General features: G+C 57.9%; 16 protein-coding genes and 1 tRNA gene. 6 read left to right on the top strand and 11 right to left on the bottom strand.

The window, feature by feature from the left end; all coding sequences use genetic code 11:
• Positions 1 to 179 precede the first annotated feature (179 nt).
• Entirely contained in the window at positions 180 to 500 is a 321-nt protein-coding gene (gene yecR / locus F0319_RS15735; protein WP_149367339.1) for a YecR family lipoprotein, read from the top strand.
• A 23-nt stretch (positions 501 to 523) separates the two neighbouring features.
• Here yecR and F0319_RS15730 read toward each other — a convergent pair whose 3' ends face one another.
• The 6 genes from F0319_RS15730 to rraB form a co-directional block, all read right to left on the bottom strand.
• On the bottom strand, positions 524 to 880 hold the full coding sequence (locus F0319_RS15730; protein ID WP_149367338.1) for a putative T6SS immunity periplasmic lipoprotein: 357 nt from the start codon (positions 878 to 880) through the stop codon (positions 524 to 526).
• 2 nt (positions 881 to 882) lie between these two features.
• A complete protein-coding gene (locus tag F0319_RS15725; protein ID WP_047646522.1) occupies positions 883 to 1,425 on the bottom strand; it encodes a type IV secretion protein Rhs in 543 nt (180 codons plus the stop codon).
• A gap of 519 nt (positions 1,426 to 1,944) precedes the next feature.
• Positions 1,945 to 2,029 (bottom strand) — tRNA-Leu (locus F0319_RS15720).
• 106 nt (positions 2,030 to 2,135) lie between these two features.
• Positions 2,136 to 2,858, bottom strand: coding sequence for a topoisomerase II (locus F0319_RS15715; RefSeq protein ID WP_149367337.1), 723 nt, complete (start codon positions 2,856 to 2,858; stop codon positions 2,136 to 2,138).
• Between the two features lie 30 nt (positions 2,859 to 2,888).
• Positions 2,889 to 3,647 carry a tRNA isopentenyl-2-thiomethyl-A-37 hydroxylase MiaE gene (miaE, locus tag F0319_RS15710; RefSeq protein WP_111965339.1) on the bottom strand — a complete coding sequence of 253 codons (759 nt, stop codon included), beginning with the start codon at positions 3,645 to 3,647 and terminating at the stop codon, positions 2,889 to 2,891.
• Positions 3,648 to 3,693: 46 nt separating this feature from the next.
• On the bottom strand, positions 3,694 to 4,119 hold the full coding sequence (gene rraB / locus F0319_RS15705; protein WP_006810300.1) for a ribonuclease E inhibitor RraB: 426 nt from the start codon (positions 4,117 to 4,119) through the stop codon (positions 3,694 to 3,696).
• Between the two features lie 99 nt (positions 4,120 to 4,218).
• Here rraB and argL point away from each other — a divergent pair, with 99 nt between their 5' ends.
• The 3 genes from argL (at position 4,219) to xynR (ending at position 6,184) form a co-directional block, all read left to right on the top strand.
• Positions 4,219 to 4,314, top strand: a complete 96-nt coding sequence (argL, locus tag F0319_RS22385) for a putative translational regulatory protein ArgL (protein ID WP_213328991.1) — start codon at positions 4,219 to 4,221, stop codon at positions 4,312 to 4,314.
• The gene (gene argF, locus F0319_RS15700) at positions 4,284 to 5,288 is read left to right on the top strand and encodes an ornithine carbamoyltransferase (RefSeq protein WP_149367336.1); all 1,005 of its coding nucleotides are present in this window, start codon (positions 4,284 to 4,286) and stop codon (positions 5,286 to 5,288) included. Before argL ends, argF begins: the two co-directional genes overlap by 31 nt.
• Positions 5,289 to 5,425: 137 nt before the next feature.
• Positions 5,426 to 6,184: a DNA-binding transcriptional repressor XynR gene (xynR, locus tag F0319_RS15695; protein ID WP_111965344.1), complete on the top strand. Its 759-nt coding sequence runs from the start codon at positions 5,426 to 5,428 to the stop codon at positions 6,182 to 6,184.
• 4 nt (positions 6,185 to 6,188) lie between these two features.
• On the opposite strand, the gene F0319_RS15690 is transcribed toward xynR, so the two are convergent.
• From F0319_RS15690 to F0319_RS15670, 5 genes are all read right to left on the bottom strand, one after another.
• Positions 6,189 to 7,799 (bottom strand): glycoside hydrolase family 43 protein, encoded by a 1,611-nt coding sequence (locus tag F0319_RS15690; protein WP_149367335.1) that lies wholly within the window; start codon positions 7,797 to 7,799, stop codon positions 6,189 to 6,191.
• An 11-nt stretch (positions 7,800 to 7,810) separates the two neighbouring features.
• Positions 7,811 to 9,193 carry an MFS transporter gene (locus F0319_RS15685; RefSeq protein WP_111965346.1) on the bottom strand — a complete coding sequence of 461 codons (1,383 nt, stop codon included), beginning with the start codon at positions 9,191 to 9,193 and terminating at the stop codon, positions 7,811 to 7,813.
• A gap of 226 nt (positions 9,194 to 9,419) precedes the next feature.
• Positions 9,420 to 11,387, bottom strand: coding sequence for a xylonate dehydratase YagF (yagF, locus tag F0319_RS15680; protein WP_149367334.1), 1,968 nt, complete (start codon positions 11,385 to 11,387; stop codon positions 9,420 to 9,422).
• Positions 11,388 to 11,401: 14 nt separating this feature from the next.
• A complete protein-coding gene (yagE, locus tag F0319_RS15675) occupies positions 11,402 to 12,310 on the bottom strand; it encodes a 2-keto-3-deoxygluconate aldolase (RefSeq protein WP_149367333.1) in 909 nt (302 codons plus the stop codon).
• A gap of 237 nt (positions 12,311 to 12,547) precedes the next feature.
• Positions 12,548 to 13,000 (bottom strand): YhcH/YjgK/YiaL family protein, encoded by a 453-nt coding sequence (locus F0319_RS15670; RefSeq protein WP_149367332.1) that lies wholly within the window; start codon positions 12,998 to 13,000, stop codon positions 12,548 to 12,550.
• A gap of 675 nt (positions 13,001 to 13,675) precedes the next feature.
• Between F0319_RS15670 and arcA the strand changes: the two genes are divergently transcribed.
• Positions 13,676 to 14,896, top strand: a complete 1,221-nt coding sequence (gene arcA, locus F0319_RS15665; protein ID WP_042717403.1) for an arginine deiminase — start codon at positions 13,676 to 13,678, stop codon at positions 14,894 to 14,896.
• Positions 14,897 to 14,906: 10 nt separating this feature from the next.
• Entirely contained in the window at positions 14,907 to 15,818 is a 912-nt protein-coding gene (gene arcC / locus F0319_RS15660; RefSeq protein ID WP_149367331.1) for a carbamate kinase, read from the top strand.
• Positions 15,819 to 15,820: the final 2 nt, after the last annotated feature.

Here is a 15,820-nt window from a genome sequence, read left to right as displayed (position 1 = left end):
CGCTTACCGCTCATGGGCACCTCTCTTTAAGTCATCTTAAATGACTCTGAGGTGTCTGTTAAACCCGTGGCGATTCACTTCCGCCATCACATCACAATCAGAATCCACTTAAACTTCTTAAAGTTATGTTTTACCATTGCAGACGCTTCAAAATAAAACAATCAATCGGGATGATTTCTATGAGTAAAGGTTTATTGGTGTTGGTAGCTACAACTCTGCTTCTCTCTGGGTGTGCTGTACAGAAACAACTGGTTCCTACTGGCGGTAGCAAGGCCGATGGGACTGTAAAAATGAGCTACTCTTTCGGGATGTTCGAATCCCCTAAAGTGAACGTTCAGCAAGGCGCTCAAGCAGCAGCACAGCGTTGCGCTGCATGGGGCTATTCTGGTGCAGAGCCGTTCGGCGGTTATACTTCAGTTTGTTCTCAACCATCCTCAAGCGGATGTATGGAAACAATGGTCACAATGGAGTATCAATGTACTGGTGACTTGAAGAAATAACATAAGGGGGCAGTTTGCCCCCCTTATTCCTTAGGGTAAGAAAGTTCAGCAGTGACTAAATGCGAATCTGATTTACCAGATTGGACGTCATACGCGAAGTTATACCGCTCTCCAGGCGTAAACTTAAATCCGAATACAGGAAGACACTCCCCCTTCGGTACATAAACAGGCTTGTCATCAAAAATCTTGTGAAGAGACTCGCTACTATCGCCATTGATTTGGATAGCAGTGATCCGTTCCTGTGGCTCCAGTGGTGACACCACACAAACTTGATTATCTTTGATTAATGCTGTTGTCGATTCTCGATCTACCATTCGATCACCAGGCCCAGGACATCCCGTTAAAAGGAATACAACACCCAGCAACATTTTGTTCTTCATGTTTAACGCCCCTTCCCTGTCACGATTTTCTGATAAAGCGAGGGGACATCCTGCAACATATCTACGCCCCTGTACATCCCCATACGCCCAGCTCTCTGATAGTAAGACCACTTACTGATCCCATAAACCAGCAGTAACCAGTAATCAGCTAAAATAGAGGCTTGCTGTTCAAGTGAGTAATCAGTGAGCTTTTCTTTATCCAGCCTGTAGGTATATTCAGCAGCCCAGCTAAAAGCTCCCCGCATTCTCACCCATTGCCCGTGTTGGTGTTGCCAGACATGCCCCAGCTCATGGATGAAAACATATTTATCTTCAACGAAAACCGAGTTTGCGGAAAAGTCTTCCCTGTACATCTGTTTTCTGTACCACAACTCCCCGTTGGGGGTCATCGCGTAGTTTTGTTTCTGTAGTCCGAACGGTAAATAGCTGTCGCAATGAATCCAGACACGGCTATACACTATCGAATCACCGAACACCCTACGAGCCATTGCAATCTCGCCTAACGTCATCCGGCGTAATGTTCCTTCCTCTGCCTGTGCGCTCATAAACTGTCCTCCTTGTATGATTTATATCAGGGTATCCAGGGAGCATAAAACGCGCAACTAACAGATTTTGGACAATAGAAGCCATAAAGCCCCGTTGGTGATACAGCAACAAGCGGAGCGTAGCGACTTCATCAGACTGTCAGAGGGATCTCACCTTATCAGGATAACCGTGTACCCTTGCGGGAGCGTGGTTGAAACGCTGATAGAGCCTACATATCGTTTGTAGGTACGTTATCACCATAAACCTGTTTACGTGGCTCATAAGGCCGCACATCGGGCTTAAATGCGTGTGATCAATCTGTTTTGGTATGGAGTTTTGAGACGGCGGCACGTCTTCCGGCTTCAAAGGAAAAGCGGTACAAGGTTGAGCCTGGTAACTACTTGCCACTGCGTGCTAACATACCAAAGCCATTAACAATCACAGTGGCTTTTGTACTTGATAGGAAACTGACATTTCTTATATGCAAATGAGGCAGGCTTTTCACACTAACTCATTGTTTTTAAAGGAATTTAGTGACTTGGTGCCGAAGGCCGGACTCGAACCGGCACGTATTTCTACGGTTGATTTTGAATCAACTGCGTCTACCGATTTCGCCACTTCGGCACTGAAGGGGATGCGGAAACGTTGTGGATTATACCTGTCGCGCGCCGCCATGCAAGCGACGACGCGCTAAACCCGCGCTAAGTGCCCAAAAAACCAGCGCCCTTTGTCACTCCAGCTCAGACACCGCCAGTCGAATCACCCTCGCTGCCTTCTGCTCCGGCAGCGCCAGCACCTTAACCCACATTTCCTGCACCATATCGCAGGAGAGCTTCTCTTTGCCCGCCGCCTTCTCCGGCATCTGCAGCAGCTGGATGTCCTCGCCGTACTTATCGGCAAGTTGCTTCATAATCGGTCGCACGTCCTCGACGGCCGCCTCGCGTTCGGCAGGGGTCACGGTGTGGCGGTTTTTGCCGTAGGCCGCACGCATCATGTCAGCGTCGGCCTGCATGCGCCGCGCCATCAGGTCTTTATCCAGCATACGCATCGGGTTCACGCCGCCCTTCACCATTGGGTAGAGGAAGCGGAAGCAGGCGTCGTCGCTCACCTTCTGGATGGCGGCGGTCTGCTCCATATTGATGGTCATGTAGTTCACCACGTTGGCATCCGGGGCGTTTTGCAGGCGCGACATCTGCAGATGCAGGATCTGCGGCTGGATGGTGTCGATAATCTGCTGCTCCGGCTCGCCCGCTTTTTGCAGGGCGGCCATCTGGTCGAGGATACGCTGATGCAGCGCGGGCTCCTGCTCCTTAATAACCTGCCAGGCGGGCATCGCGTTGAGGGCGTTATCCATCTGCCGTTCCGGAGCACGCTGCTTATCGAAAAATACCCAGAACGCCACGGCGGCGGCCGCGACGACGACAATCACAATACGGGTCCAAGTTTTATTCATCTCGCATCCTTATCCTTGAGTTGTGCCGGTTTACACCGGCACGCCGCTGTGGAAGCGAAACTCGTGGTCCGGTGTCGAGATAAGTGTGGCTTCAATTTCGCCAAAAAGCTGTATGCGCGGTGAGATATCGTCGTCGCTCACCTGCTGTGCCAGCATCAGGTAGTCCTGATAGTGGCGCGCTTCCGAGCGCAGCAGCGAGAGATAAAACTTCTGCAGGTCGTCGTCGAGGAACGGAGCCAGCGCGGCGAAGCGTTCGCAGGAGCGGGCTTCGATGTAGGCGCCGCAGATGAGCTTGTCGATCAGCGTCAGCGGTTCGTGGGTACGCACCTCCTTCAGCATCCCTTTGGCGTAGCGGCTGGCGGTAATTTTGACGTAGGGAATATCGCGCGCCAGCATCGCCTCGCGCACCTGCCAGAAGTGGTGCAGCTCCTCTTTAATCAGCAGCACCATGCTGTCGATAAGCCGCTGGCCCCACGGGTCGTCGGTTTTGGGCATCACGCTTTTGCCAATCTGCCTGTGCAGGGCGATGAAGTCCGGCTCCGGGCCGTCGCGGAAGGTGAACTGTTCGTAGGGTTTGAGCCAGTCGAGCAGCGCGTCGGCACCGCTTTCGTCGGCGACGTATTTACGCACCAGCAGCAGCGCGGTCTGGGCGGCCTTGAGCTCACACACCATGTGGTCGGTGAGCAGCAGCGGCAGGTTCGCCGGGTCGCGGGCTTTATCAATCCATGCTTGAGGAGTCGGGCACTGGAGGAAGTTGAGTACGGGGGCGAGTATCTGCGGGTAATCCATGGTTCTGCCTTGAAAAAGCGGTGGCGTGCGCCACCGCCTGAATCACTTAGTGACGCACGCCGTCGTCGTCTTCGTCGACGTAATCTTCGTCGTCGCCTTCTTCGCCGTCTTCACCGTTAGGATCTTCAAAGTAGGTTCCCCAGCCGTCGTATTCCACGTCAAACTTCTCGGCCAGGTTCATCAGCTGTTCTACCTGCGCGTCGATCAGCTCCGCCTTCAGCGCGCCTTCGCTCAGGATGTCACAGCAGATAACGGTGTCGCCCTCTTCCACTTCCAGCTCTTCCGGCTCGGTCACTTCGTAACCCAGCTTGAAGGCTTCTACGGCCATTTTTTCCAGCGCGTCGAAATCATCCGCAGAGAAATGGTGCTCGATGGTGTAGAGCGCGTCCGGATCGCTACCGTCTTCCAGCAGTTCTTCAATAATCAGACGCGTCTCTTCGCGTTGCTCTTCCAGGTGTTCCGGGTTTGCCATGGCTCAATCCTCTTTAAAGTGCGGCAGATACTTCTATTTTCACACACGGACGGGTTTGCCTCCACCTTTGTAAGAAAGAATTGTGAAACGGGGTTGCAAATGAATAATTACACATATAAAGTGAATTTTAATTCAATAAGTGGCGTTCGCCATGCGAGGATAAAATGTCCGATTTATACAAGAAACACTTTCTGAAACTGCTCGACTTTACCCCTGCACAGTTCACTTCTCTGCTGACCCTTGCCGCACAGCTCAAAGCCGATAAAAAAAAGAGCAAGGAAGTACAAAAGCTTACCGGTAAAAATATCGCGCTCATCTTCGAAAAAGACTCGACCCGTACACGTTGCTCTTTCGAAGTTGCCGCATTTGACCAGGGCGCGCGTGTCACCTATTTAGGGCCGAGCGGCAGCCAGATTGGGCATAAAGAGTCAATTAAGGACACCGCACGCGTGCTCGGGCGGATGTACGACGGCATTCAGTATCGCGGTCACGGCCAGGAAGTGGTCGAAACGCTGGCGCAGTATGCGGGCGTGCCGGTGTGGAACGGGCTGACCAACGAGTTCCACCCGACGCAACTGCTGGCTGACCTGCTGACCATGCAGGAGCACCTGCCGGGCAAGGCGTTTAACGAGATGACGCTGGTCTACGCGGGCGACGCGCGCAACAACATGGGCAACTCGATGCTGGAGGCGGCGGCGCTGACCGGGCTGGATCTGCGCCTGGTGGCTCCGAAGGCCTGCTGGCCGGAAGAGAGCCTGGTGGCGGAGTGCAGCGCGCTGGCTGAGAAGCACGGCGGGAAGATCACGCTGACGGAAGACGTGGCGGCGGGCGTGAAGGGCGCGGACTTTATCTATACCGACGTGTGGGTGTCGATGGGCGAAGCCAAAGAGAAGTGGGCGGAGCGGATTGCGCTGCTGCGCGGGTATCAGGTGAACGCGCAGATGATGGCGCTCACCGGCAACCCGGACGTGAAGTTCCTGCACTGTCTGCCGGCGTTCCATGACGACCAGACCACGCTCGGCAAGCAGATGGCGAAAGAGTTCGATCTGCACGGCGGGATGGAAGTGACGGACGAAGTGTTTGAGTCGGCAGCGAGCATCGTGTTTGACCAGGCGGAAAACCGGATGCATACGATTAAGGCGGTGATGGTGGCGACGCTTGGGGAGTGATGGGCTCCTCTGCGGTCTGGAGCTCTCACCCCGCCCTCTCCCACGGGGAGAGGGAGAACACCGGCTCCATTTCATTGATTTTTCACCCCGAAAAAGGTACGTTTTCGCCTTAATTCCAGCGTGGACATGCCAGCATTATGCCGATTATTCAGTCTGTTGAACGTGCGTTGCAGATCCTCGACCTGTTCAACGAGCAGGCCACCGAGCTTAAGATCACCGACATCAGCAAACTGATGGGGCTGAGCAAGAGTACCCTCCACTCGCTGCTGAAAACCCTGCAGCTTCACGGCTATATCGATCAGAACCCGGAGAACGGCAAATATCGCCTCGGCATGAAGCTGGTCGAGCGCGGTCATTTTGTCGTGGGCTCCATCGATATTCGTCAGAAGGCGAAAGGCTGGCTGACGGAGCTGTCCCAACGTACCGGGCAGACCACCCATCTGGGGATTCTGGACGGGCGTGAAGGAGTCTATATCGAGAAGATTGAAGGCAAGCTGGCCGCCATCGCCTATTCGCGCATTGGCCGCCGCCTGCCGGTTCACGCCACCGCCATCGGCAAGGTGTTGATTGCCTGGCTGGGCGAGACCGAGCTGAACGCCCTGCTGGAGGGCTATCAGTACACCACCTTTACTCCCGCTACCCTCGCTTCTCGCGAAGCATTAATGGCCGCCCTGGCGCAGACCCGCGAGCAGGGCTACGCCCTGGACCGCGAAGAGAACGAGCAGGGCGTGCGCTGCGTGGCGGTGCCGGTGTGGAACCACGAATCCCGCGTCATCGCCGCCCTGAGCCTGTCGACGCTGACCTCCCGCGTGGACGACGCCGAGCTGGCCCGCTTCCGCGAGCAGCTTCAGCAGGCCGGGCTCGAGCTGTCACGCGCGCTGGGCTACCCGACCTGAGCCGTTATGCCGGCTCGTAGGTAAAGTAGTCGAAGTCCGCGTGGCAGCCGTCGCCGCTGATGTCCTCGCAGTGCAGCCCCACAAACGCGCCGGTAAAGAAGCCGCGCCCGCCGATGTAGTCGTCCGACAGCTTCCACGCCTCATACGTCACCGGCACGGCGTGCCACGTCTCGCCGTCAAACGAGTAGCTGTAGCGGTAGACCAGCGTATCCACGTCCACGCGCAGCCATACGCTCTCCGCATGTTCCGGCACCGGAATCGACTGCTCGTGCAGCGGCCACGACGGCACGTTGTGGTCGAGCTGGATCACCTTAATCGTTCTGCCTTGCCCCTCCTCGTAGTCAACAAAGCAGTAGCTCCAGTTTTTGCTGTTGTAGTAGCAGGTCAGCCCCGCGCTCTGCTGGAAGTGGACCGGCGAGAACTGCATCCGCGTTTCTGAGCGGAAAGCGAAGTGCTGCCAGCGGCGCGCCACGGTCGACTGGGTAAAGGTCGAGTTGAGCGAGTCGTTGCCGTAGAGCCGTAAATAGCCGGGGCGTGCGGTGAGCGAGCCGAGGGTATCATCGAACGGAACGCGCAGGGTCTGCAGTTCAGGGTCCAGCGTACTGCCATCGAAATCGTCCCGCCAGCCGTTCTGAACGGCAGCGGGCTGCTCGGCAATCTGCGGGCCTTTCACAGTCAGCTGCGCGTGCTTGCCGCCTTCCACGTACGGCCAGCCGTCGCGCCATTCAATGCGGGCGATGCCGGTCTCGCGCCCCAGCGGGCAGTAGCCGCGCCCGCCGGAGGCCAGCAGCGGCACGCCGGGCAGGCGCAGCGGGCGGCTGGTGAGGTAGGCCATGTACCATTCCCCGGTGTGGGTCTGCAGCAGCGAGCCGTGCCCGCTCTTCTGCAGCAGGTTCTCCGGCAGGTGCCAGCTGGTCATCATCGTCACGTCCGGGTGCAGCTCGTACGGCCCGTCGATGGTTTTTGAACGCAGCACCACAACCGCGTGCTCGTAGCTGGTGCCGCCTTCGGCCACCATCAGGTAGTACCATCCCGCGTGGCGGTACAGGTGCGCCCCTTCGGTGTAGCAGAGCGGCGTGCCGGTAAACAGGGTTTTACGCTCGGGCGAGAGCGTGCCGGTCTGCGGATCAAACTCCTGCATCACGATGGTGTTGTGCGGGTTGCTGTGGTGGCGCGGCCCCCACGGGCGGTAGAGGTAATATTTGCGGCCATCGTCGTCATGGAACAGGGACGGGTCAAACCCGCCGTTGCCCATCGGGATCGGCTCGCTCCATGGCCCCTCAATGGAGGGCGCGGTAACCAGGAAGTTGCGGCCGTTTTTCCACGGCGAGTCGACAATCTTCACGTCGGTGTAGAGCAGCCAGAACCTGCCGTCGGCGTAGCTCAGGCACGGCGCCCAGATGCCGCCGGAGTCCGGGTTGCCCTTCATGTCCAGCATCGACACGCGATCCAGCGGGGTGCTGACCAGCGACCAGTTTTTCAGGTCGCGGGAGTGGTAGATGCGCACGCCCGGGAACCACTCGAAGGTGGAGGTGGCGATGTAGTAGTCCTCGCCCTGGCGGCACAGGGACGGGTCCGGGTTGAAGCCGGTCAGGATTGGGTTAGTGATTTCCATATTGCCTCCGGTTAATGGGATGCGGCTGTCGCAGCGTCGGGAACGGCATCGCCCTGCGCCGCGCGGTGCTTGATCAGCTGCTGGCTGATGGCCTCCACGCGGGCGTCGGTGAGCTTGTAGAACGACAGCATGATGAACATGCCCGCGTAGAGCACCACCGGCACCACGCAGAACAGAATTTTTATGGTGGTAAGAACCTCGACCGGCTGCACGCTGCTGCTGGCGGAATAGTTGACGTACGCCAGGATCCAGCCCACCACCGCCCCGCCAATCGCCAGGCCAATCTTCAGGCTGAACAGGTAGGTGGAGAACACCAGCCCGTCGAGGCGGCGACCGCTGCGGCTCTCCTCGTAATCCACCACGTCAGAGGCCATCAGCCACTGCAGCGGCGTGGTGGTGTTAAAGACGAACAGGAACAGGATGTTGAGGGCAAAAATCAGGGCGATATGCTCCGCCGGGGTGACGAAAATCAGCAGGCTGATGAGCGAGTAGGCGACGATGATCCACTTGAAGGCGGTGACGCGGTCGAAGCGTCCCAGCAGACGGGACGAACAGAGCGAGCCAAACATGGTGGCGAGGCTGCCGTAGAGTAAGAACTGGGTCGCCATCTCCGGGTGATCCATCACGTATTTGACGAAGTAGAGCGTCGCCCCGCCGCGCACCACGTTGGAACAGGTGGCCATCATCTTGAACGCGCACATGATGCGCCACTGGCTATTGCCGAGCAGCAGCTTGAGATCTTTGGATACCGACGAGCCCGGCTGCACGTCAAAGGTGTAGCGTTCTTTGGTGGTAAAGAAGCAGACGTAGAGCAGCACCACGCCGATCAGGCCCAGCACGCACATGGCGCCGAAATAGCCCACCTGCTCGTTCCCTTTGCCGATGATGCTCACCAGCGGCAGGGCGATGCCGCTGATGGCGAGCGATCCCGCCGCCGCCAGGAAGAAGCGCCAGGACTGCAGGGCGTGGCGCTCTTTCGGGTCGGCGGTGATGACGCCCGGCATGGCACAGTACGGCACGTTAACGAAGGTGTAGACCAGGGTCAGGAGAATGTAGGTCACGCAGGCGTAGATGATTTTACCCTGCGCGGAGAAGTCCGGCGTGTAGAAGGTCAGCACGCAGACGATGCCGAACGGGATGGCACCCCACAGCAGGAACGGGCGGAACTGGCCGTGCCGCGTGCGGGTACGGTCGACCAGTAGCCCCATCAGCGGGTCGGTCACGGCGTCGAGCACGCGGGAGATTAAAAACAGCGTGCCCATAATGCCCGCCGACAGGCCGAAGACGTCGGTGTAGAAATAGGCCAGCAGGAACATCGTGGCCTGCCAGACGAAGCCGCAGGCGGTGTCACCCAGCCCGTAGCCAATTTTGTCTTTCATGGTTAATTGCGTCATCAGAATTACACCCTTATATAGTGTGCTGAATTACAACATCGTGTTAATGGAGTGTAATGAGCTGCTCAATTAACCAGCAATGGTCATATCTTATTTCTGAATTACGTTATTTTGCTTTTGTGACGCCAACGATATATCTCAACTTATTGTTTAGATTGATAAAATAAAGACAAGCAAAAGCCGTCCACGGAATATATTCCGTAGACGACAATCGCGTGAAAAATAATTAAATACCGAGCGCTTTTTTACCGGCGTTAATTACCTCGATAATTTTATCGGTGTCATAAATACAGCCTTTCCAGGTACCGCCGCTGACCGACTGTAATGCTGCCCACAGCCGGGTGTCGTCCGGCAAAAAGTCGTGGGCGTGCAGGTCCGGGTGCGTCTGCCGCATTGCCAGCTCGCGCGCGCCCTCCTCCGGCGTCAGCGGGTTGTCCGCGGTGCCGATAAAATTCACGCTGCCCGTTAATGTCAGTCGGTCGACGGCTATCTCGATAATGTCATTATCGCGCAGCTTGCCAATCGGCCCGCCCGCCAGCGCCTCCGGCGACACGTGGCCGAAGCAGGCGCCTGTCGACACGCCCGAGAAGCGCGCATCGGTGATTAACGATACCGTCTTGCCCCACGAGATATGCTTCAGCGCGGAGGTAAGCTGGTAGGTCTCTTCCATGCCGGTGCCGGACGGCCCGCCGCCGATCACCACCATGATATCGCCCTGCTTGATCTCTTCCCGCTTGATGGCCTTGATTGCCTGCGCTTCCGAGACAAACACCCTCGCCCGGCCGGTGTGGCGGTAAACGCCATCTTCACCGACGACCGACGGATCGATCGCCGTGGCCTTGATCACCGAACCTTCCGGCGCGATGTTGCCCGTCGGGAAGCAAACCGTTGAGGTCAGCCCTTTCGCTTTTGCCTTCTCCGGCGGCAGGATCACGTCATCCGGCTCCACGCCGTCCTGCTCACGCAGGCACTGGCGGAAGCGCGCCCGGCGTTCGGACGCCTGCCACCAGTCGAGGTTCTCGCCGACCGTCTGGCCGGTCACGGTCATGGCATCGAGGTGCAGCAGGCCGAGATCGCGCAGATGGAGCATCACCTCCGGCACGCCGCCCGCCAGGAAGGCGCGCACGGTCGGATGATAGTCCGGGCCGTTGGGCAGCACGCTGACCAGGCGCGGCACCCTGCGGTTAACGCGCGTCCAGTGTTCAACATCCGGGATCGTGCAGCCCGCCGCGTGGGCGATGGCCGGAATGTGCAGCAGTAAATTGGTGGAGCCGCCGAACGCCGCGTGGATCACCATCGCGTTTTCGATGGCTTTGTCGGTAAGGATATCGCGCGTGGTGATGCCGCGGTTATCCAGCTCACTGACCGCCCGCGCCGACTGGCGGGCGATCTCCAGCCACACCGCCTGCCCGGACGGAGCCAGCGCGGAGTGCGGCAGCGCCAGCCCCAGCGCTTCCGCGACCACCTGCGAGGTACCCGCCGTGCCGAGGAACTGACACCCACCGCCCGGCGACGCGCAGGCGCGACAGCCCAGCTCGGCGGCCTCCTGCAGGGAGAGTTCGTGGTTGGCAAAGCGCGCGCCGATGGTCTGCACCTTGCCCGCGTCTTCCCCCACGGTCGGCGGCAGCGTCGCCCCGCCCGGCACCAGAATGGTCGGCAGGTCGTGCATCGAGGCCAGGGCAATCATGGTGGCGGGCAGCCCTTTATCACAGGTGGCGACGCCGATCACCGCCCGCCGCGTGGGCAGAGAGCGGATCAGACGGCGAAACACGATCGCCGCATCGTTACGGTACGGCAGGGAGTCGAACATGCCGTTTGTGCCCTGAGAACGCCCGTCGCACGGATCGCTGACGAAGGCAGCAAACGGGATCCCGCCGTTGCGCGTGATCTCCTTCGCCGCCGCCTGCATCTGCATACCGATTTCCCAGTGCCCGGTGTGGTAGCCCAGCGCAACCGGGCGTCCGTCCCCGGCGCGGATGCCGCCCTGGGTGCCGATAATCAGCACCTCTTTGCCGGTCAGCTTATTGGCGTCCCAGCCCATCCCGGCGTTCTGCGTCATGCCGAACAGGTTGCCGCTGGGGGATTCCATCAGCATCTGCGGGGTCAGCGGCAGCGCGCCCTGCGGCCCCGCGGCATGGGTGATCACCGCATAAAACGCATCGTCCTGTGGGGTGAAAATTTTCTCGATGGCCATGGTTATCGTCCGGCTCAGCAGAGCTTGAGCTGTTGCAGCAGGGTTTTCAGCTGCGCCTTGCGCGGCTCGTCCAGCGGCGAGGCGGGCGGCAGCACGTGCGTGGAGATCGGGCGACCGCAGAGCGCTATCGCCTCTTTAATGACGTTCACAAACGGCGTATCCAGCTGATACATCTGCGGGATTTGCAGCAGGGTCTGATGATACTCAGCCGCTTTCGCCACGTCTTTATCCCGCCAGGCTTTCAGAAGATTCACCGACACCTGTGGGGCAAAGTTGCCGCTGGCCGAGATCGCCCCGTCGCCGCCGAGCAGCAGGGTATTAAACAGATGATCGTCGTAGCCGCACAGCACGGTGAAGTGCGGATGGGCGGCTTTAACGGTGTGGATCATGCTGCGCAGGTGGGCGACGGAGTCGATGGTGTCTTTGATGCCGATAATGTTGCTGCGCGAGTCGGCGAGGGTTTTCACCAGCGCCGGGGTCAGATCCTGCCCGGTCAGCGCCGGGAAGTTATAGAGCATTACCGGCAGCGTGACGCTGTCGGCCACCTGCTCGAAATAGCAGATCAGGTTCGCTTCCGACACTTTCCAGTAGTAGGGGTTGATCACCACGATGCCGTCCGCCCCCGCCTGCTGCGCGTGCTGGCTGAGCTCAATGGTTTCCCGGGCGTTGGTGCCGCCGGTGCCGATCAGCACCGGTACGCGACGATCGACGCGATCGATAGCAAATTGGGCAATGGTTTTACGCTCTTCGGCGCTGAGCTGGGAGAACTCGCCGCCGCTGCCCAGGAAGAACAGGCCGTCAACGCCTGCCGCGATCAGATCGTCGATCAGCGCGGCGGTGCCCTGCTTATCGAGCTGGCCATCGGCGGAAAAAATGGTGGAGACAGGGGGAATGATTCCCGTAAACAACGCGGACTGCGGCATGAGATCTCCTTGCTGAATCATTTTGTTCTACATTATAGAACGGCGTTCATTAAATTAACGATCATACTATGACGCAGGAAAAGTGCAGGTAAATGAGAGATGAAGAGGGAGTGCGGAAAATTTAAGCTGGATCACATATTAAGGGTGCGGTCTGGTGCCCTCACCCTAACCCTCTGCCACATGGAGAGGGAACTTTTACACCCTCTCCCCTTGGGAGAGGGCTGGGGTGAGGGGAAACTACTCAACTCGCATCTTCACCACAACTTTTCGCACCTTCGCCGGCGCGCCCACCGCGCACAGCGGCTTGTGCACCTCACCCGGCCAGAACACCACAAAATCCCCTTCGCTCAGCACCACGGTTTTCTCCTGCTCGCCTTCCGGCAGGAACGCGATGTCTTTGTCCGCCAGCCAGTCGGTATCAGGCGCGCCGGGCGGCAGGGTGCTGAAGGTCATCCCCTCCTGACCCTTCATCACGATCTGAATATCCAGATAGCGCGCGTGGTACTCGGCGCGGCGCTCGGCGAACGGCTGGGTCATGTCTTCTGACACAAGATAAAACAGGCTGTTGCCGTTGACGTCGTGCTTGCCGAGCGGCGTCGCGTCGGTGACGTGGACTTTAATATGCTCGATGGCCTGTCGCAGTTCGTCAGGTAGCCAGGACTGCAGATGGTGGATGTTGCCGATAATCATCAGAAAACCCTCGATATAAAACAACGTTTCATTTTTACCTTTTATACGAGAATCCCGTCTGCCATACCAGCCCTTTTTGGACGAGGTTTGCGCGAGCGCATGTTTATCGGGAATGGTGTTAATTTGCTGTTAATCCTGCCCAGGCAATTATGCAGGGGTTATGCATAACCTCGATCGGCGCTTATCGCGCGGCTGTTCTAACCTCTTGATCATGCTCTTTAATTAACAAAACCCGTTGCCGCCTCACACTTTACTGTTTTGATAATTTGCTCTAAAAAACCATAATTATTTATTGATTTTTCTTAAGTCAAAAATAGTTAATTACGTTAATTGCATAGCCATTCTTTCCTATGAAACTTATTGTTTAAAATCAGCCACATAACAATACATGTCAAAATATTAAAGTCTACAAAATAATAACAACCTCAAATAATGCCACCGGATCATGCTTAGCTATTCACCCTTCAATAATATGAAATTAATCATTATCTGATGCGAATCATGCAAATGAAAACAAACCCCTTAATATCCATTTTCACGTGAGCAATATCACAATACAGATTATTTAACTGCCTAGTATGAATCACGAAATCAATTGAGCTTAGCCGCCATGAAATTAAATTCATCACATGGCGCATGCCCTTTTTATTCTGAAAAACAGTTAAAGGAATAATTATGGAAAAGCATTACGTCGGTTCTGAAATTGGTCAATTGCGTAGCGTTATGCTGCACCGCCCAAATTTAAGTCTGAAACGCTTAACGCCATCGAATTGCCAGGAGCTGCTTTTCGATGACGTGCTCTCGGTTGAGCGTGCGGGTGAAGAGCATGACATTTTCGCAAACACGCTGCGCGAGCAGGGTGTGGAAGTCCTGCTGTTGACCGACCTTCTGACACAAACCCTTGATATTGCAGAGGCGAAGGCTTGGCTGCTGGATACGCAAATCTCCGACTACCGCCTCGGCCCCACCTTTGCCGGCGATGTCCGCGGCTGGCTGGCGGATATGCCGCACCGCGAACTGGCGCGCAGGCTGAGCGGCGGATTAACCTACGGTGAAATTCCGGCAGCCATTAAAAATATGGTGGTGGATACCCACACGGCGAATGATTTTATTATGAAGCCGCTGCCGAACCATTTATTTACCCGCGATACCTCCTGCTGGATCTATAACGGCGTCTCTATTAACCCAATGGCCAAACCGGCCCGTCAGCGTGAAACCAATAACCTGCGGGCAATATATCGCTGGCACCCGGCGTTCGCCGACGGCGATTTTATTAAGTATTTCGGCGACGAGAATATTAATTACGACCACGCCACTTTAGAAGGCGGCGACGTATTAGTCATTGGCCGCGGCGCGGTCCTGATCGGCATGTCTGAACGCACCACCCCGCAGGGCGTGGAGTTCCTCGCCAACAGCCTGTTCAAACACCGCCAGGCCGAGCGCGTGATCGCCGTTGAGCTGCCAAAACACCGCTCCTGCATGCACCTCGACACCGTCATGACCCACATCGACGTGGACACCTTCTCCGTCTACCCGGAAGTGGTGCGCAAGGACGCCCAGTGCTGGACGCTCACCCCGGACGGACGCGGCGGCCTGCTGCGCACCCAGGAAACCGACCTGCTCCACGCCATCGAGAAAGCGCTCGGCATTAGCCAGGTGCGCCTGATCACCACCGGCGGCGACGCTTTTGAAGCGGAACGCGAGCAGTGGAACGACGCCAACAACGTCCTGACCATCCGCCCCGGCGTGGTGATCGGCTACGAGCGCAACGTCTGGACCAACGAGAAGTACGACAAAGCGGGCATCACCGTGCTGCCCATTCCGGGCGACGAACTCGGACGCGGCCGCGGCGGCGCGCGCTGCATGAGCTGCCCGCTGGAACGCGACGGAATTTAAAGGAGCCATCATGGAACGAAAACCCACTCTGGTTGTGGCCCTGGGCGGCAACGCGCTGCTCAAGCGCGGCGAGCCGCTGGAAGCGGAGATCCAGCGCCAGAACATCGAGCAGGCCGCCCGCACCATCGCCGGGCTGACGGCGCAGTGGCGCGTGGTGCTGGTGCACGGCAACGGGCCGCAGGTCGGGCTTCTGGCGCTGCAGAACAGCGCCTACGACAAAGTCACGCCCTACCCGCTGGACGTTCTCGGCGCCGAAAGCCAGGGAATGATCGGCTACATGCTCCAGCAGGCGCTGAAAAACAATCTACCGCAGCGGGAGGTGAGCGTTCTGCTCACGCAGGTGGAAGTGGACGCCGCCGACCCGGCCTTCAGCAACCCGACCAAGTACATCGGCCCGGTGTACAGCGAAGCCCAGGCAAAAACGCTGGCGACGGAGAAAGGTTGGGTGTTTAAGGCCGACGGCAGCTACGTCCGCCGCGTGGTGCCGTCACCGCAGCCGAAGCGCATCATCGAGAGCGACGCCATCACGGCGCTTATCCAGCGTGACCACCTGGTGATCTGCAACGGCGGCGGCGGCGTGCCGGTGGTGGAACACGCCAACGGCTATCGCGGCATTGAGGCAGTGATCGACAAAGACCTCTCCGCCGCCCTGCTGGCGCGCCAGATCGAGGCCGACGCCCTGCTGATCCTGACCGATGCCGACGCGGTGTACCTCGACTGGGGCAAGCCGTCCCAGCGCCCGCTGGCGCAGGTCACGCCGGAGCTGCTCAGAGGCATGCAATTCGACGCCGGATCGATGGGGCCGAAAGTGGCCGCCTGCCGCGAGTTCGTTGAAGCCTGCAATGGGATAGCCGGGATCGGCGCGCTGGCCGACGGCGCGGAGATCCTCGCGGGCGAGAAAGGCACGTTGATTCGTAACTGAAC

Origin of the sequence: Enterobacter vonholyi (assembly GCF_008364555.1) — a bacterium.
Classification (GTDB): Bacteria; Pseudomonadota; Gammaproteobacteria; order Enterobacterales; family Enterobacteriaceae; genus Enterobacter; species Enterobacter vonholyi.
Note: the sequence above shows the minus strand (reverse complement) of the source record. Positions and strands in the feature narration are given on the sequence as shown.